The following is a 16,076-nucleotide window of genomic DNA, read 5'->3' as shown; positions in this document are numbered from 1 at the left end:
CTCCCACATGGGATCTGTGTCGTTTGCAGATCCCTGTGGGAGCGGGCTTGCTCGCGAAGGCATCCTGACAAACACCGCAACACCTCCCTGACACTCCCACCGCGCAGATCGCCGACATCCCCCCTGTTCTCCCACATTGGCTCTGTGTCATCTGCAGATCCCTGTGGGAGCGGGCTTGCTCGCGAAGGCATCCTGACAAACACCACAACACCTCCCTGACACTCCCACCGCGCAGATCGCCGACATCCCCTCATGTTCTCCCACATGGGATCTGTGTCGTTTGCAGATCCCCGTGGGAGCGGGCTTGCTCGCGAAGGCGTCCTGTCAAACACCACAACACCTCCCTGACACTCCCACCGCGCAATCCCGACCGAACATCTATTCTGGATAAAGGTCAACCAAGGGAGTGCAACGCAGCGGAGGGTTGATCACCGTGCATATCGCCGACATCACCATGTTCTACGCCCCGGCCAGCGGCGGCGTACGCACCTATCTGGATGCCAAGCATCGCCGGTTGGGGGGCAAAACGGGCATTCGTCATAGTCTGCTGATTCCCGGCGCACATTTCGGTGAAAACGACGGTATCTACACCGTGCCCGCACCCGCCCTACCCTTCGGCAAAGGCTATCGCTTCCCGCTGCGCCTCGCGCCGTGGCGCAATGTCCTGCAGGGTTTGCAGCCGGATCTGATCGAAGTCGGCGACCCGTACCTGACTGCCTGGGCGGCGCTGGATGCGCGACGGCAACTGGACGTGCCGGTGATCGGCTTTTATCACTCGGACCTGCCGCTACTGGTCGGCAATCGCATGGGCCATTGGGTCACGCCGAACGTCGAGGCGTACGTCACCAAGCTCTATGGCAACTTCGATCGAGTGCTGGCGCCCAGCCAGGTGATGGCCGACAAGCTCACTGGTCTGGGAGTGCGCAATGTATTCGTGCAGCCATTGGGCGTGGATCTGCAAACCTTTCACCCTGACGCCCGCGACAACGGCCTGCGCGCCGAACTGGGAATTGCCGAAGACACTCGTCTGCTGATCTTTGCCGGGCGCGGTTCCAAAGAGAAGAACCTGCCAGTGCTGCTCAAATGCATGCAGCGCCTCGGCCCACGCTACCAGCTGCTGCTGGTTGGCTCGTCGATGCCGGCCGTGGTCCCGGACAATGTCAGCGTGATCGACGGGTTCTGTCCCGCCGCCACCGTGGCCCGGTTGATGGCCAGCGCCGATGCCCTGATCCATGCCGGTGACCAGGAAACCTTTGGCCTGGTGATCCTCGAAGCCATGGCCTGCGGGATTCCGGTGGTCGCGGTGGCGGCCGGGGCGTTTGAAGAGATCGTCACCGACGACTGCGGCTTGCTCTGTGCGCCGAACAACCCACAAGCCATGGCCAATGCCGTGCGCGAGCTGTTCAGTCGCGGCTGCGTGAAACTCGGCCAACAGGCGCGACAACACGTTGAACGGCGTTATTCCTGGGACAGTGTGGTGGACAGCTTGCTCGGTCACTATCACGCGGTGCTCGGTCACTCGCTGCCAAGGGTGGCCAATGGCTGATTCCTTGAATGACCGCGCAGTGCTGCTGGTGCTGCACGACGTGGCACCGTCGACGTGGGCGGATTATCGGCCATTTGTCGAGGCGGTCGACGCAATGGGCGGCGTGCCGATGACCTGGCTGGTCGTGCCGGATTTCCATGGCCACGATGCGCTTGAGGATCATCCCGCGTTTTGCCGAATGCTCGGCGAGCGGCTGGCCCGTGGCGATGAACTGGCCTTGCACGGCTATTACCATGACGACCGCGAGCCAGCGCCAGCCACACCCCGCGACTGGTTCATGCGCCGAATCTACACCCACGAAGGGGAATTTTATCGCCTGTCCCGCGAAGCTGCGCTGGCTCGCCTGCGTGACGGCATCGAACTGTTCCGGCGCAATGACTGGCCGTTGCACGGCTTCGTCGCCCCGGCCTGGTTGATGAGCGAGGGCACGCGCCAGGCCCTTCGCGAAACACCATTGAGCTACACCAGCGACCCGCAACATCTTTATCAATTACCGGATTTCACCGCCATCAACGCCCCGGGTCTGGTGTGGAGTGCGCGCAGCGCCTGGCGCCGGGGTCTGTCAAAACTCGTCAGCGAGCAACGCGAACAGCAGTGGCGCGACGCCGCGGTGATTCGTCTAGGCTTGCACCCGGTAGACATGCGCCACGCCTTCGCGCGTGATTACTGGCTACGAACCCTTGAACGGCTGCTGGCAGAAGGACGCACGCCCATGACCAAAATCGACTGGCTCACCGAGCAACGCGAGCGAATGGAGCGCGCTGCATGAGTCGCGGCATTGTGTTGTTGATCGGCCTGCTCGCTGCTGTACTGATCCCGGTGTTGCTCGGCGGCGGCGAGATCGGTGCGCGCCTGCAAAATTTCCCCCTGCACTGGCTACTGATCATGTTCGGCATGATTCTGCTTTGCTGGGGCATCAACACTCTGCGTTTGCGCCTGCTGCTGGGTGATCAGCGCGATCAGGTAACGCCGCTGAAAAGCCTCGGCGTGGTCATGGCCGCCGAGTTCGCCTACTGCGCCACTCCCGGCGGCAGTGGCGGACCGCTGACGATCATGGCGTTGCTGGCGCGCTGCGGCGTACGCCCGGCCCGTGGCAGCGCAGTGTTTGCCATGGATCAGTTGAGCGATCTGCTGTTCTTTCTCTGCGCCCTGAGCGGCATCCTGATTTACGCGTTGTTTCAGCATCTCAGTGACCGCCTGGAGTGGTTGCTGATGGTCAGCGCCGTGTCGCTGTTCGGTGGGCTGTTCAGTTGCGTGCTGCTGGCGCGCTACCACCGCCGCCTGATCCTTCTGAGCGGACGCCTGCTTGCCCGCCTCAACGTGCAACCGGCCACGCGTCGGCGCTGGGCGCGCAAGCTGCTGCATTTTCTCGACGCGTTTATCGACACCCTCAAGTTGCCGTGGCAAACCCTGGTCAAGGTGTTCGCCCTGACCTGCATGCACTGGCTGCTACGCTACAGCGTGTTGTATCTGGCCCTGCGCGGACTGGGCGCGGATCTGCAGTGGGCCTGGAGTTTTCTGGTGCAGATGCTATCGCTGGGGGCTGGTCAAATGAGCCTGTTGCCCGGTGGTGCGGGCGCCGCAGAGCTGACCTCGGCGGCGCTGCTGGCGCCGATGGTCGGCAAATCCACTGCGGCGGCAGCGATTCTGATCTGGCGGGTGGTGACGTTCTATTTCTATCTGGTGGTGGGCGGCCCGGTGTTTCTATTGATGCTCGGGCGGCCGCTGCTCAAGAAGCTGTTGAAGATCAGGCAGGCTTCTCAGGTTCGTCCGCCTGCTCCTTGAGCTGCTCCCACAGCTCGGCGGCCCCGGGAAACTCGGTGCCGTCTTCCGGGCTCAGGTCATCCGGGTCGTAGCGGCTCAAACAGCCCTCCCCCACGGTGGCGGGCGCTTTCGAAGTGGCTTTGTCCAATGGGTCGCTCACGGGCAGTTCCTCAAGGGCTGAAACGAAAAAAGGGCCTGGGACGATTGAACGCCCAGGCCCCTCTTTATTCAAGTACGCGCAGGTTCGATCAGAACACCACGGTCTTGTTGCCGTGCACCAGCACACGGTCTTCGAGGTGATAACGCAAGCCTCGGGCCAACACCATCTTCTCGACGTCACGGCCGAAACGCACCATGTCTTCGATGCTGTCGCTGTGGCTGACACGCACCACGTCCTGCTCGATGATCGGACCGGCGTCCAGCTCTTCGGTCACGTAGTGGCAAGTCGCGCCGATCAGCTTCACGCCGCGCAGCGACGCCTGATGGTACGGCTTGGCGCCGACGAACGACGGCAGGAAGCTGTGGTGAATGTTGATCACCTTGTGCGCGTATTCGCGGCACAGGGCCGGCGGCAGGATCTGCATGTAGCGCGCCAGCACCACCACTTCGGCATCGTGCTGTTTGACCAGACGCGAGACTTCGGCGAACGCCGGCTCCTTGTCCTGCGGATTGACCGGGACATGGTAATAAGGAATGCCGTGCCACTCGACCATGCTGCGCAGGTCATTGTGGTTGGAAATCACGCAGGAGATTTCGCAATCGAGCTCGTCGCTGTGCCAGCGGTGCAGCAAGTCGGCCAGGCAGTGGGATTCGCGGCTGGCCATCAGCACCACGCGTTTCTTCTGCTCGGTGTCGGTGATGCGCCAGTCCATCGAGAACTCTTCGGCGATCGGCGCAAACTTCTCGCGCAGCACTTCAATACCGAACGGCAGCGAATCGGCGCGGATCTCGTGACGCATGAAGAACCAGCCGTTCTGATTATCCGAGTGGTGGCTCGCTTCGGTGATCCAGCCGTTGTGGGATGCCAGAAAGTTACTGACTTTGGCAACGATGCCAACGCGGTCAGGGCAGGAAATCACCAACCGAAAGGTGCGCATGGGGGGAAAACTCCAGAACTTCGCAAAGGCGGCCATTCTAGCGAGTGTGCGCGGAAACTGCAGTATTGATGACCACATGTCCGCACGCAGGCCCGATTCGCGACGCCTGACGCCACGCGCGGCGAAACGATAGTCCTGCAGTGAAGCTGTTCGGCCAGATAATTGTGAATATTCGTGATGACTGCATCACATTATTTAAATGACCATTCAATTTACCGGTTATTCCTTGCAACTAATTCAAATAAAAAAACCGGTTAAATGTTTACTTGATGAAACAGCCTGACTATTATTGCGGCACTGTCCCCTGCCATTCAACACATCTGCATAAGGTAGTTACCATGTCCTTGATCAACGAATATCGCGCCACCGAAGAAGCAATCAAAGAGCTGCAAGCGCGTTTGAAGAACCTGTCGCAAGACGACAAACTGCAAGCCGAGCTGGAATTCGAAGGCAAACTGCGCACCCTGATGGGCGAATACTCCAAGTCCCTGCGCGACATCATCGCCCTGCTGGATCCGGAATCGAAAACCAAAGGCACCCGTGGCGCCGCAGTAAAAACTACCGGCACCAAGCGCGCGCGCAAAGTTAAACAATACAAAAACCCGCATAACGGCGAAGTCATCGAAACCAAAGGTGGCAACCACAAGACTCTGAAAGAGTGGAAAGCCAAGTGGGGCGGTGACGTAGTTGAAGGCTGGGCTACCCTGCTGGGCTAAGCCGCAACGCCTGTCGCAGACTGATTCTGCGGCCCATGAAAAACGCCAGCATACGCTGGCGTTTTTTATGCCCGGCATTTCATGGGCACACTATGTTCGATTTCAAAGATTCAAACGTTTGCGCAATGCCTGGACATAATTCTGCCACTCATTGAGCACTTGATTCTGTATCGGCGTAGCACTAAGCGCCCATTGCTGCGCGGCCTCGGCAAAAGATTGCAGGGTATTAGGCGCGCCCATTTGCGGCTCGGACAAACGCTGCTGACAGAATATTCTCCAGCGTTCTTGCTCCTCAAAATTCAACGTGTCGGGAAAGTTGCGTGCGCGATATCGAAAGAGTAATTCCGGCAGACGTTCATCATCGAACGGCCAGTGCTCTTGCGCTAATTGCGCCGGATCCGCCGTTCTCACTTGCTCGCATAGACGCCGATCGCGATCACCGATAAATCCATCGTACAACTGCTGTTCCGGATCTTCGCTGGGCGTGAAGTCTTCGCTGGCGTAAATCGCTGCGACTTTATCTTTCCAAACTTGTTGTGCGTCACTTAGCCGCAGTGCACGTGCCTGATACAGCGCCATGTCCAGGCCCAGACGCTGCTGATCGTCGGCACGCAACACCGACAACGGCGCCACTACCGGGCAGCGATTGATGTGAATCAGTTTCAGCGGCACCGGCAGTTCACCCTCGGCGAGGTCGTCGCGGCGGGTGTACAGGCGCCGGCGCAGGGTTTCGGCGTCCAGGTCCAGCAAGCCTTGCGGATCAAGGTGCAGGTCACAGACGATCAGCGCATTGCGATTACGCGGATGCCAGGCCAATGGCAGCACCACACCGACATAGTGCCGCGCCGCCGAGAAGCGTCCGGAGATATGCACCAGCGGTTGCAGCAGGCGAATCTGATCCATGACCTTCTGTTTGCTGCGCAATTGAAACAGCCAGTCATACAACTTCGGCTGTTTCTCGCGGATCAACCGCGCCAGCGCAATGGTGGCGCGCACGTCCGAGAGCGCTTCGTGCGCATGCCCATGGTCGATGTTGTTGGCCGCCGTCAGGCGTTCGAGCTTGAGGGTGACCTTGCCTTCGTCGTCGGTCGGCCAGACCAGGCCATCCGGGCGCAACGCATACGCGGCGCGCACCACATCGATCAGGTCCCAGCGACTGTTGCCGCCTTGCCATTCACGGGCGTACGGGTCGAAGAAGTTGCGGTACAGGCTGTAGCGGGTCATCTCGTCGTCGAAACGCAAGGTGTTGTAACCCGCACCGCAAGTGCCGGGCGCCGCCAGTTGCGCGTGTACGCGGGTCATGAAGTCGGCTTCGCTCAAACCCTGTTCGGCGAGACAGCTCGGGGTAATACCGGTAATGGCGCACGCCGCCGGGTGCGGCAGGATGTCTTCGCTGGGCTGGCAGTAGAGGTTGACCGGTTCGTCGATTTCATTGAGGTCGTGGTCGGTGCGAATCCCGGCGACCTGCAGCGGACGGTCATTGCGCGGATTGATGCCGGTGGTCTCGTAGTCGTACCAGAAGATTGAAGTCACGGGCGGTTCCTGAACTGAAGATCGGCAAAGTCTAGGCGTTGAACCGCGGTCGCGGCCAGCGCTGTGTCATTCAACCAGCGTGCGCCACACGCGGTGCAATACATAGTTATGTCGTTTTCCCCCAAGAGGCTGCTAGCATCGGACGGACTTCGCATCCCGATCCGGCCCCATCAGGTAGCCCATGCTCGAGAACACAGCACTGCCACGGAAAGCACCGCTGAAACCGCCACTCGATACCCGCTATCAAGTGGAAACCCCGGAGGGCATCGACCTGCCGTTGCGCCCGGCCGGTCTGATGGTGCGCAGCCTCGCCTTCGGCATCGACCTGGGCATTCGCGGGGCCATCCTCGGCGTGCTGTTTCTGCTGCTGGCGTTTCTCGGCCAGCTCGGCATGGGCCTTGGTTCGCTGCTGCTGTTTGCCGTCAGCTGGTGGTACATGGTGCTGTTCGAAGTGTTGCGTCAGGGCCGTTCGCCGGGCAAGCAATGGATGGGCCTGCGGGTGATCCACGATGACGGCACACCGATCGGCTGGTCGGCCTCGCTGCTGCGCAACCTGCTGCGTTTTGTCGATCTGCTGCCGTTCGGCTATTTCCTCGGTGCCATCAGTTGCCTGCAACACCCGACCTTCAAACGCCTCGGCGACATCGCCGCCGGCACGCTGGTGGTCTATAGCGAACGCGCCCTGCTCCGCCCGCAGTTACCTGACGCCCAGCCACGCAGCTCGCCCGTGCCGCTCAACCTCGGCGAACAACGCGCCTTGCTCGCCTTCGCCGAACGTCAGGCTGAACTGTCGCCGGCGCGGGTCAATGAGCTGGCCGCGCTGCTCGCCCAACCGCTGCACATCTCGGCGCCCAAAGCGGTCAGCGAACTCAATGGCATCGCCCGCGGCTTGTTGGGTCCGACATGAAGCAGAGTCTTTTCGAAGCTCGTCACAAGGCCGAATGGGAGCGCTTCACCCTGGCCCTCGAACGCCTCGAACATGGCAAGGACACCTCGCAGGCAGCCAGTTTCCCCAAGGCTTATCGACGCCTCTGCCAGCATCTGGCGCTGGCACAGGCGCGTGGCTACAGCAGTTTTCTGATCGACTCGCTGCAACAACTGGTGTTGCGCGGCCACCAGCAGCTGTATCGGCACCGCAGTCGATTCGGCGCCAACCTCCTGGGTTTCATCCTCGCTGACTTTCCTCGACTGGTGCGTGCCGAATGGCCGTTTGTGCTGGCCGCTGGTCTGGTGTTTTTCGGCAGCCTGATCGGCTTTGCCTTGCTGGTGTATGCCTTTCCCGAACTGATCTACAACCTGATCCCCGCCGAACAGGTGCGCGACATGCAGAGCATGTACGACCCGGTGGCCGGGCACCTCGGGCGCTCGGCCGAACGGGCGGCCAGCGAAGACTGGGTGATGTTCGGCTATTACGTGATGCACAACATTGGCATCGCCTTTCAGACTTTCGCCAGCGGTTTGCTGCTGGGCGTCGGTAGCGCGTTCTTCCTGTTCTATAACGGCTTGATCATCGGCGCGGTGGCCGGGCACCTGACCGAAATCGGTTTTGGCCAGACGTTCTGGTCGTTCGTGATCGGCCACGGCGCCTTCGAGCTGAGCGCCATTGCCCTGGCGGGCGCGGCGGGGCTAAAGCTCGGCTGGGCAGTGATTGCACCGGGGCGGCTGACCCGTGGTGAAGCGCTGGTGCGAGCGGCGCGCAAAAGCGTGCTGCTGGTGTGTGGGGTCATGCTGTTCCTGCTGATCGCAGCGTTCATCGAAGCGTATTGGTCGTCGAAGACCGGGGTCACACCGCCGATCAAATATGCGGTCGGTGCCGCGTTGTGGCTCGCAGTGGCGGCCTATCTGCTGTTCGCCGGAAGGACACGCCATGCGCCTGAGTGATGCCACCGTGGCGATCCGTCCGCGCAGCACCTGGGAAGCCATGGACCTGGGCGTGCTCATGAGCCAGCAGCATCGACGCCTGCTGATGACCAGTTGGGCCATCGTCACCCTGCCGCTGTTCGCGGTGCTGACGTTGTTGCTATGGGATTCGCCGTCGCTGGCGGTATTCATTTTCTGGTGGCTGAAACCGGCGTACGAACGCCTGCCGCTGTACATCCTGTCCAAAGCCCTGTTCGGCGAAACACCGACACTGAAACAGGCCCTGCGCGAATTTCCTCGACTGCTAAAACCACAATGGCTGGCCAGCCTGACCTGGCGCCGGCTGAGCCTGAGTCGCAGCTTCCTGCTGCCGGTGGTGCAACTCGAAGGTCTCGACGGCACGGCCCGTCAGCAACGCTTGCAGGTGTTGCTGCAACGCAATGCCGGCGCCGCGCAATGGCTGACGATCATCGGCATGCATCTGGAGACCGCACTGTGGATCGGCCTGATGGTGCTGTTCTACATGCTGCTGCCACAGCAGATCGAAACCGACTGGGACTGGCAATCGCTGATCCTCGACGCCGATCACCACTGGCGTTGGCTGGAGCACCTGACCAACGCTTTCTACGCGCTGGTGCTGGTGGTCTGGGAACCGATTTATGTCGCCTGCGGTTTCAGCCTGTATTTGAACCGGCGCACCGCACTGGAGGCGTGGGACATCGAGCTGGTGTTCCGTCGTTTGCGCCAGCGTTTGAACAGCAGCGCTCTGGGCCTGCTGCTGGTTATCTGTCTGTTGCTGCCAGCGGTGCCACCGGCGTGGGCGGATGCGCCGGCAAACGCTCCGGAAGCACCCCGCCTGCTGAATCAGCCGCTGACCAGTCAGGCTGCGCACGACAGCATCAAGGCGCTGCTCGAACAACCACCGTTCAAGAACAAGGAAAGCGTGACCCGTTATCGCTTTAGCGACGATCCGGCAGCCCCGTCCGAAGCCAAACCCGGTGAGGCGCCGCAATGGCTGAAAACCCTGCTCGGCTGGCTGGACAGTCAGCGCTTCAATGCGCTGGCCGGCCTGATTGAAGTGTTGTTGTGGGGAGCGTTGATCGCCGCTGTGGGCTGGCTGATCTGGCGCTATCGCGAGTTCCTGCGCACCTTCGTCAGTCGCCGGGCGAAGTTGCGCGCCCGCGTCAGGCCACCTGCGCCGCAACAAGCATTTGGCCTGGACCTGAGCCCGCTAACCCTGCCTGACGACATCGCCGCCAGTGCCGAACAACTCTGGCAGACCCAGCCGCGCGCGGCGCTGGGCTTGCTCTATCGCGGGTTGCTCAGCCGTCTGCTGCACGATTTCGCCCTGACCTTGAAACCCGCCGACACCGAGCATCAAGTGCTATTGCGGATCGAGCAACTGCAGCGCCCTGAACTGCTGGCGTTCAGTCGCAGCCTGACGCTGCACTGGCAGAACATGGCATACGGGCACCGCGTGCCGGCGGCACACCTGCAACAGGAACTGTGTGACGGCTGGCGTGCCCTGTTCGGCTCGGGAGCGCGCGCTTGAACCGGCGCAACGCGTGGCTGCTCGGCGGGCTGATGGTCGCCCTGCTCGCGGCGTTGAGCGTTTATCTGTACCTCAAGGCGCGGCCCTATCAGGAAGTGATCGATCACGGCCCCTCGCCTCAGGCGCAGGCCAATCCTTATCTGGCGGCAGAACTGTTTTTGCGCGAGCGCGGCCTCAACGTCGGCCAGGCCGAAACGCTGGCGGTGCTGCCGGAAATTGATCCGCGTCGGCACACCCTGCTGTTGTTCGGCGAACGTTCGCGCATGACCCCGCGGCAGGTCGATCAGGTGTTGAACTGGGCCCGCGCCGGTGGGCGCCTGGTGTTCGTGGCCGAAGCGCTGTGGGACAAGCAGGCCAGACAAAGCGATGATCTGTTGCTGGATCGGGTGCAGTTGCACCAGTCCCTGAGCAAGGACCTCAAGGAGCCGCCGGCGGAGCTGGCGGATGATTCGTACCCGAATCTGACCAAGCTCTATCTGGAAGACGAGGACGCGCCGGCCTACGCCGGTTTCGACACCGCGTTTCATCTGGACGATCCGAACAATCTCGCCCAGGCCTGGGCCAACAGCGCCAAGGCCACGCACATGATGCAACTGCCGTACGGCCTCGGCTCGATCACCGTGGTCACCGATGCCGAACTGTGGAAAACCCCGGCCATCAGCAAGCACGACAACGCCTGGCTGCTCTGGTACCTGAGCGCCGACACCGACGTCACGCTGATTTTCAACACCGCACACGATGGTCTGCTGACCTTGCTCTGGCGTTACTTCCCGCAAGCCATCGTCGCCCTGCTGGCACTGATCGGCCTCGGCCTGTGGCACGTTGCTATGCGCCATGGACCACTGCAGGCACCCACCCCGAGTGGCCGCCGGCAGTTGCAGGAACACCTGCGCGCCAGTGCCGATTTCATCCTGCGCCACAACGGTCAGCACACGCTGTTGCAAGCCCTGCAACAGGACGTGCTGCGCCGCGCCCGCCGCCGCTATCCCGGCTTCGACCAATTGAACGTGGCCGAGCAATGGCTGGTGCTGTCGCGCCTGACCCGACAGCCGACCCGCGCCATCAGTCAGGCCCTCAGCCCGGTGCCGAAACAGCGCATGAGCAGCGCCGATTTCAGTCGCCAGGTGGCCCACCTGCAAACCTTGAGGAACACGCTATGAGTGAACAGATCGAGCCCGGTAGCGCCAGCCACGCCGCCCAGCAACGCCAGCGTGCCAGCCAGTTGGCGCAAGCGCTGCGCGGCGAATTGCAGAAGGCCCTGATCGGCCAGAACAGCGTGATCGACGATGTGCTGACCGCGCTGATCGCCGGCGGTCACGTGCTGCTTGAGGGCGTTCCGGGGCTGGGCAAGACCTTGCTGGTGCGGGCGCTGGCGCGCTGCTTCGGCGGCGAGTTCGCGCGCATCCAGTTCACCCCGGACTTGATGCCCAGCGACGTCACCGGCCACGCGGTGTACGACCTACACACCGAGCAGTTCAAGCTGCGCAAGGGGCCGCTGTTCACCAACCTGCTGCTGGCCGACGAGATCAACCGCGCACCGGCGAAAACCCAGGCGGCGTTGCTCGAAGCGATGCAGGAGCGCCAAGTCACCCTCGAAGGTCGGGCGCTGCCGATCGCCCAGCCGTTCATGGTGCTCGCCACCCAGAACCCGATCGAGCAGGAAGGCACTTATCCATTGCCGGAAGCCGAACTCGACCGCTTCATGCTCAAGGTCCGCATGGACTACCCGGAGGCCGAGCAAGAGCTGAACATGGTGCGTCAGGTCAGCCGCTCGACCCGCGCCGACATGCTCGATGTGCAGCCGTTGCGCACGGTCCTGCAGGCCAAGGACGTGCAGGCCTTGCAACGCATCGCCAGTGACCTGCCGATCGACGATCAGGTGCTCGATTACGCCGTGCGGCTGGCGCGCAGCACCCGCTCCTGGCCCGGCCTGACCCTCGGCGCCGGGCCGCGTGCCTCGATTGCGCTGGTGCGATGCGCCCGCGCCCGTGCGTTGCTGCGCGGCGGCGAGTTCGTGATTCCCGATGACATCAAGGGTTGCGCGCTCTCGGTGCTGCGCCATCGGGTGCGGGTGGCGCCGGAGCTGGACATCGAAGGTCTGCAGATCGATCAGGTGCTGCAACAATTGCTCGACCAAGTGCCGGCGCCGCGCCTGTGAAACCGTCACGCCTGCTGCTGATCTGGCTCGCGATTCTGCTGGCCGTCGGCACGCTGCTGGGCACGCTGCAAGCTCTCGACATCGACGTACCCGCCACGCTGTTGTCGATCAACTGGGGCTTGCTCCTGGCTCTGCTGGTGCTGGCGCTCATCGATGCGCTGCGCCTGAACAACCTGCCCTCGCCGCGCATCCAGCGGCAGATGCCCGGCAGCCTGGCACTCGGCCGTTGGAGCGAGGTGCGGCTGCAGCTCAGCCATGACTTCAATGAGCCGGTCGCGGTGGAAATTTTCGACCACGTGCCACAGGGCCTGAGCTTCGAAAACCTGCCGCTGGCGATTGAACTGCAACCCGGGCAATTCAGCGCGGTCGGCTATCGCCTGCGTCCACTCAAGCGCGGGCACTTCAGCTTCGAACAGTGCGAAATCAACCTGCCCAGCCCGTTCGGTCTGTGGACAGGCAAACGCCTGCTCGCCGTGAGCGGCGAGATCCGCGTCTACCCGGACTTCGCAAAGCTCTACGGTGGGCAGTTGTTGGCGGTGGACAACTGGCTCAGCCAGCTCGGTGTGCGCCAGCGCCAGCGTCGCGGGCAGGGTCAGGAATTTCATCAGTTGCGCGAATTTCGCGAGGGCGACAGCCTGCGCCAGATCGACTGGAAAGCCACCGCCCGCCAGCGCACGCCGATTGCCCGCGAGTATGAAGACGAGCGTGATCAACAGATCATGTTCATGCTCGATTGCGGGCGGCAAATGCGCAGCCAGGATGGCGAGCTGTCGCATTTCGACCATGCGCTGAATGCGTGTCTGCTGCTGAGCCATGTCGCGCTGCGTCAGGGCGATGCGGTGGGATTGAGTACATTTGCAGACGATCAACCGCGATATCTAGCTCCGGTAAAAGGCAGCGGGCAACTCAACGTCCTGCTCAACACGGTCTACGATCTGGCGAGTAGCCAACGTCCGGCGGACTATCAGGCAGCCATTCGGCAACTACTAACACGTCAGAAACGACGGGCACTGGTCATCCTTATGACCAACCTGCAGGATGAGGACCATGGCGAACTGACCAACGCAGTCCAACACCTGAGCCGCCAGCATCAAGTGTTAGTGGTCAGCCTGCGCGAAGAAACGCTCGACCAAATGCGCCAAGACTCGGTACAAACCCTTCCTGAAGCATTGGCCTATTGCGGCGCAGTGGATTACCTAAACGCTAGGGCCGAACTGAATGAGCGCCTGATGGCTCATGGCACACCTGTGCTGGATGTCCCTACCAGTAAGCTAAACACTGAACTAGTGTCAATTTACTTAAGCTGGAAGAAAGCTGGAGCCCTATAGACATTGTAGATTTCACGCCGGCGGGGTGTTTCAAATTGGCAAGCGGGTGTAGATTTCTTAATAAGAAATACCGCTGCTAAAAGGGCTTTTCCATTGATCGGTATCTCACTCCACTTATTTAAAGGAGTGCCAGTCCGCTCCTTGAGGCGGCCCATCCCGCGCTATCGGATTGCCCGCTAAATTTTCCCATGCAGCCATGCTCGAAGCCTCTCGAACGGAGTCGAAGAATGCCCACTAAATATTCATTATCTGATGTGTTGGAAAGGATTTATCAGAATCAGCTTGGGCTGGAGGCAGCCCTAATGGAGCTAACACTCCAGGTCGAAGAGAGGGGGTTTACCGAGATCGGAGAAAACGTCCGCTCTGCGCTTTTTGTCATTGGAGAAAATGCCGGCTATATCAAGCAGGGCTTGGCGAAACTCAGAGCAAAGGAAACGGACTAGGCCTCAAAAACTCAATGAATTTTGTCGACCGCTTTGGTGTTATCCACAGGGTGATTATCGAAGCGATTTGACGATTCAAAAACCTTCCAACACCCCACCTAAAATCCCCCCGTCTTATATCGAAATGAAACAGATTGATGCGTTCGGGTACACATATCCGTCATCCGAATGAAGTCTTTCCCCAAACCTAGGAATTTAGGCTACACGACGTGGCGCCTTTGCCTACGAACACACCAGAATGCTCTGTCTTGTACGCATTGGTGAGGCTCCGTAACTTGATCTTGGCCGCTGAATCAGCGGTCGAAATTAATTGTCCGGGGCAATGTCGAGGCAGTAGCTTCAGTCAGGCTAGTAACATTTTAGCTGTTAGCAGGACGTCTCTAGGTGAGCCGAACAGCTCACCTCCCCCCGGCCGAATAACCTCTTCATAGCAGTTTCCGTTCACGTTCACCCGAACTGGAAGCCAAGCAAAAAGGATATAAAGCCATGAACAGTGCAACATCAAATCCTCCAGAATCTGACGCGACTTCCAGCTGTCTCCCCCCTGATTCAGAGAGGTTTCAGGAAGCCGCAGAACGCGCCCTCGACCACTACCTCAAACCAAAATCGCCCTCACGCAATTCCGTGGATCGCGGCATGCAGATGTTCGTTGTCGCCCCCGACCTCAACCCCGAAGCCATCGCCATCCAGACCTACGAAACCTTCTCGTCGGTGAGCATTCTGCTGCTGGATCTGGCGGACAGCCTGGAAGACAAACCACGGCATCTGGCGATGGCGATCTATCAGTTGAGCGAGATGGGTTTGTTGCTGGCGGAGAAGACACTGGACAGTGAGCGGGCGATTGCCTTGAAGGCTTGAAGATCAAAAGATCGCCGCCTGCGGCAGCTCCTGCAGGAAAATTGCATTTCCACTGTAGGAGCTGCCGCAGGCGGCGATCTTTGGTTTTGGCTGTATCAGGCAGACGCCGGCAGGGGCTGAAAACTGAAGTACTGCTTCAACGCCTGCACCAGTTGCGCATATTCCGGCGGCGGGCGTTGCAGGCTGAAGCCGGCGTCGTAGTGCATCGGGGTCGCGTCTTCATGGCACCACAGGCAGCACGCCGTCAGGTCGATGACCTGCTGGCAGCCATCGCCGAGCGGAATTTTGAGACGCAGACTGAAATCGACACCGGTCATCATCGGTAACTGGCTGATGAGCATCAGCCCGTCTTCGGACACATTGCCCAGAAAACCGATGGGTTTGTCGGTGACGCTGTTGAACACCCTGAGGAAGTACGGCAACTGGTGCCGTTCGATTCGTCGGTCGGTAAACATGCGAGGTACGCCACGCAAGGCCCCATCACAGAGCCGCACCTTTGCTTCGGAACACGCCTGTGTCACAGACACGCTCTCCCCGCTTCCGGTGGCATGGTCGCCAATACGCCATCGCCTCAACATCGACCAGTCGCAGGTGTTGCCCCATGTTTAGAGGCCAGACTCTAAACCGGATCACTGGACTATAGCTCAACCTGTACAGTCAGCCAGCGTTTGTATGACATCCGGCATCAGAAGCGTTGCGCACTCGGCACCGCCGCCGCACTGCGAGTCGGGTAATGTCCCAGGCTCTGCAGGGTTTCCAGGCGGGCGCGGGCGCGGAAGGCGTATTCGCTGTTGGGGTACGAGGCGATGATGAACTGGTAGGTCTGCGCAGCGTCGATGTACATTTTTTGCCGTTCCAGGCACTGGCCGCGCATCATCGACACTTCCGGCCACACATACGGACGGGCCCGGCTGGCGCGTTCGACCTTGGACAGTTCGAGCATCACCTGCTCGCAATTGCCCCGGTCGTAGGCGCTGTAGGCGTTGTTCAAATGATGGTTCATCGACCAACGGGTGCAGCCCGTGACGGCGAGGACGCTGAGGGCAAGGGCGGCAATGGGCAACAATCGCATGGGGAGGTTCTCCTGTCTTGAGCTCTGTATCGACCCCTGGTCGTAAATCTTCAGGCGCGTTTGTCCCAAAGTTGCCACGTTCAATAAAGAAAACAATAAGTAGTGCAAACGAACAATGACTACACCCCAAGAGCATAGTAGCCTCTGCT

17 protein-coding genes are annotated in these 16,076 nt (G+C 60.7%); 12 read left to right on the top strand and 5 right to left on the bottom strand.

What is annotated here, in order from left to right; all coding sequences use genetic code 11:
• Window positions 1-454 precede the first annotated feature (454 nt).
• The 3 genes from H043_RS0114860 to H043_RS0114850 are packed head-to-tail and all read left to right on the top strand — an operon-like array spanning window position 455 to window position 3,331.
• The gene (locus H043_RS0114860) at window positions 455-1,546 is read left to right on the top strand and encodes a glycosyltransferase family 1 protein (RefSeq protein ID WP_177325632.1); all 1,092 of its coding nucleotides are present in this window, start codon (window positions 455-457) and stop codon (window positions 1,544-1,546) included.
• Window positions 1,539-2,315 (top strand): DUF2334 domain-containing protein, encoded by a 777-nt coding sequence (locus H043_RS0114855; RefSeq protein WP_027612517.1) that lies wholly within the window; start codon window positions 1,539-1,541, stop codon window positions 2,313-2,315. Before H043_RS0114860 ends, H043_RS0114855 begins: the two co-directional genes overlap by 8 nt.
• Entirely contained in the window at window positions 2,312-3,331 is a 1,020-nt protein-coding gene (locus tag H043_RS0114850) for a lysylphosphatidylglycerol synthase transmembrane domain-containing protein (protein WP_027612516.1), read from the top strand. Before H043_RS0114855 ends, H043_RS0114850 begins: the two co-directional genes overlap by 4 nt.
• On the opposite strand, the gene H043_RS30430 is transcribed toward H043_RS0114850, so the two are convergent.
• Both H043_RS30430 and purU read right to left on the bottom strand, forming a co-directional pair.
• Complete coding sequence (locus H043_RS30430) at window positions 3,294-3,470, bottom strand: hypothetical protein (RefSeq protein ID WP_177325631.1); 177 nt, start codon at window positions 3,468-3,470, stop codon at window positions 3,294-3,296. The genes H043_RS0114850 and H043_RS30430 overlap by 38 nt on opposite strands.
• Window positions 3,471-3,558: 88 nt before the next feature.
• A complete protein-coding gene (purU, locus tag H043_RS0114840) occupies window positions 3,559-4,407 on the bottom strand; it encodes a formyltetrahydrofolate deformylase (RefSeq protein ID WP_003227580.1) in 849 nt (282 codons plus the stop codon).
• Between the two features lie 338 nt (window positions 4,408-4,745).
• On the opposite strand from purU, the gene mvaT reads away from it, so the two are divergent.
• Entirely contained in the window at window positions 4,746-5,123 is a 378-nt protein-coding gene (mvaT, locus tag H043_RS0114835) for a histone-like nucleoid-structuring protein MvaT (protein ID WP_003227581.1), read from the top strand.
• Between the two features lie 102 nt (window positions 5,124-5,225).
• On the opposite strand, the gene sbcB is transcribed toward mvaT, so the two are convergent.
• Window positions 5,226-6,656 carry an exodeoxyribonuclease I gene (gene sbcB / locus H043_RS0114830; protein WP_027612515.1) on the bottom strand — a complete coding sequence of 477 codons (1,431 nt, stop codon included), beginning with the start codon at window positions 6,654-6,656 and terminating at the stop codon, window positions 5,226-5,228.
• Between the two features lie 181 nt (window positions 6,657-6,837).
• Between sbcB and H043_RS0114825 the strand changes: the two genes are divergently transcribed.
• The 8 genes from H043_RS0114825 to H043_RS0114790 all read left to right on the top strand — a co-directional run bounded on the left by H043_RS0114825 (window position 6,838) and on the right by H043_RS0114790 (window position 14,855).
• Window positions 6,838-7,563: an RDD family protein gene (locus tag H043_RS0114825; RefSeq protein ID WP_027612514.1), complete on the top strand. Its 726-nt coding sequence runs from the start codon at window positions 6,838-6,840 to the stop codon at window positions 7,561-7,563.
• On the top strand, window positions 7,560-8,537 hold the full coding sequence (locus H043_RS0114820; protein ID WP_027612513.1) for a stage II sporulation protein M: 978 nt from the start codon (window positions 7,560-7,562) through the stop codon (window positions 8,535-8,537). The genes H043_RS0114825 and H043_RS0114820 overlap by 4 nt, the downstream gene beginning before the upstream one ends.
• The gene (locus tag H043_RS30425) at window positions 8,524-10,068 is read left to right on the top strand and encodes a membrane protein (RefSeq protein ID WP_027612512.1); all 1,545 of its coding nucleotides are present in this window, start codon (window positions 8,524-8,526) and stop codon (window positions 10,066-10,068) included. Before H043_RS0114820 ends, H043_RS30425 begins: the two co-directional genes overlap by 14 nt.
• On the top strand, window positions 10,065-11,228 hold the full coding sequence (locus H043_RS0114810; protein WP_027612511.1) for a DUF4350 domain-containing protein: 1,164 nt from the start codon (window positions 10,065-10,067) through the stop codon (window positions 11,226-11,228). Before H043_RS30425 ends, H043_RS0114810 begins: the two co-directional genes overlap by 4 nt.
• Window positions 11,225-12,226, top strand: a complete 1,002-nt coding sequence (locus H043_RS0114805) for a MoxR family ATPase (protein ID WP_027612510.1) — start codon at window positions 11,225-11,227, stop codon at window positions 12,224-12,226. The genes H043_RS0114810 and H043_RS0114805 overlap by 4 nt, the downstream gene beginning before the upstream one ends.
• Window positions 12,223-13,554 (top strand): DUF58 domain-containing protein, encoded by a 1,332-nt coding sequence (locus H043_RS0114800; protein WP_027612509.1) that lies wholly within the window; start codon window positions 12,223-12,225, stop codon window positions 13,552-13,554. Before H043_RS0114805 ends, H043_RS0114800 begins: the two co-directional genes overlap by 4 nt.
• A 227-nt stretch (window positions 13,555-13,781) precedes the next feature.
• Complete coding sequence (locus tag H043_RS0114795) at window positions 13,782-13,997, top strand: hypothetical protein (RefSeq protein WP_007965898.1); 216 nt, start codon at window positions 13,782-13,784, stop codon at window positions 13,995-13,997.
• 486 nt (window positions 13,998-14,483) lie between these two features.
• On the top strand, window positions 14,484-14,855 hold the full coding sequence (locus H043_RS0114790; RefSeq protein ID WP_007965896.1) for a DUF6124 family protein: 372 nt from the start codon (window positions 14,484-14,486) through the stop codon (window positions 14,853-14,855).
• 95 nt (window positions 14,856-14,950) lie between these two features.
• Here H043_RS0114790 and H043_RS0114785 read toward each other — a convergent pair whose 3' ends face one another.
• Both H043_RS0114785 and H043_RS0114780 read right to left on the bottom strand, forming a co-directional pair.
• Complete coding sequence (locus H043_RS0114785) at window positions 14,951-15,310, bottom strand: PilZ domain-containing protein (protein ID WP_027612508.1); 360 nt, start codon at window positions 15,308-15,310, stop codon at window positions 14,951-14,953.
• A 230-nt stretch (window positions 15,311-15,540) separates the two neighbouring features.
• Window positions 15,541-15,927, bottom strand: a complete 387-nt coding sequence (locus H043_RS0114780; protein ID WP_007965893.1) for a tol-pal system YbgF family protein — start codon at window positions 15,925-15,927, stop codon at window positions 15,541-15,543.
• Window positions 15,928-16,076: the final 149 nt, after the last annotated feature.

Source organism: Pseudomonas sp. URIL14HWK12:I6 (assembly GCF_000514195.1).
Taxonomy (GTDB): Bacteria; Pseudomonadota; Gammaproteobacteria; order Pseudomonadales; family Pseudomonadaceae; genus Aquipseudomonas; species Aquipseudomonas putida_A.
This window is presented reverse-complemented; position numbering and strand designations above follow the sequence as displayed.

What these genes read in the sequence shown, in the direction of transcription:
- H043_RS0114795 (WP_007965898.1), top strand. Translation starts at nt 13,782, where the DNA reads ATGCCCACTAAATATTCATTATCTGATGTGTTGGAAAGGATTTATCAG.
- H043_RS0114790 (WP_007965896.1), top strand. Translation starts at nt 14,484, where the DNA reads ATGAACAGTGCAACATCAAATCCTCCAGAATCTGACGCGACTTCCAGC.
- mvaT (WP_003227581.1), top strand. Translation starts at nt 4,746, where the DNA reads ATGTCCTTGATCAACGAATATCGCGCCACCGAAGAAGCAATCAAAGAG.
- H043_RS0114850 (WP_027612516.1), top strand. Translation starts at nt 2,312, where the DNA reads ATGAGTCGCGGCATTGTGTTGTTGATCGGCCTGCTCGCTGCTGTACTG.
- H043_RS0114820 (WP_027612513.1), top strand. Translation starts at nt 7,560, where the DNA reads ATGAAGCAGAGTCTTTTCGAAGCTCGTCACAAGGCCGAATGGGAGCGC.
- H043_RS0114780 (WP_007965893.1), bottom strand. Translation starts at nt 15,927, where the DNA reads ATGCGATTGTTGCCCATTGCCGCCCTTGCCCTCAGCGTCCTCGCCGTC.
- H043_RS30425 (WP_027612512.1), top strand. Translation starts at nt 8,524, where the DNA reads ATGCGCCTGAGTGATGCCACCGTGGCGATCCGTCCGCGCAGCACCTGG.
- H043_RS0114860 (WP_177325632.1), top strand. Translation starts at nt 455, where the DNA reads ATGTTCTACGCCCCGGCCAGCGGCGGCGTACGCACCTATCTGGATGCC.
- purU (WP_003227580.1), bottom strand. Translation starts at nt 4,407, where the DNA reads ATGCGCACCTTTCGGTTGGTGATTTCCTGCCCTGACCGCGTTGGCATC.
- H043_RS0114785 (WP_027612508.1), bottom strand. Translation starts at nt 15,310, where the DNA reads ATGTTTACCGACCGACGAATCGAACGGCACCAGTTGCCGTACTTCCTC.
- H043_RS0114855 (WP_027612517.1), top strand. Translation starts at nt 1,539, where the DNA reads ATGGCTGATTCCTTGAATGACCGCGCAGTGCTGCTGGTGCTGCACGAC.
- H043_RS0114825 (WP_027612514.1), top strand. Translation starts at nt 6,838, where the DNA reads ATGCTCGAGAACACAGCACTGCCACGGAAAGCACCGCTGAAACCGCCA.
- H043_RS0114805 (WP_027612510.1), top strand. Translation starts at nt 11,225, where the DNA reads ATGAGTGAACAGATCGAGCCCGGTAGCGCCAGCCACGCCGCCCAGCAA.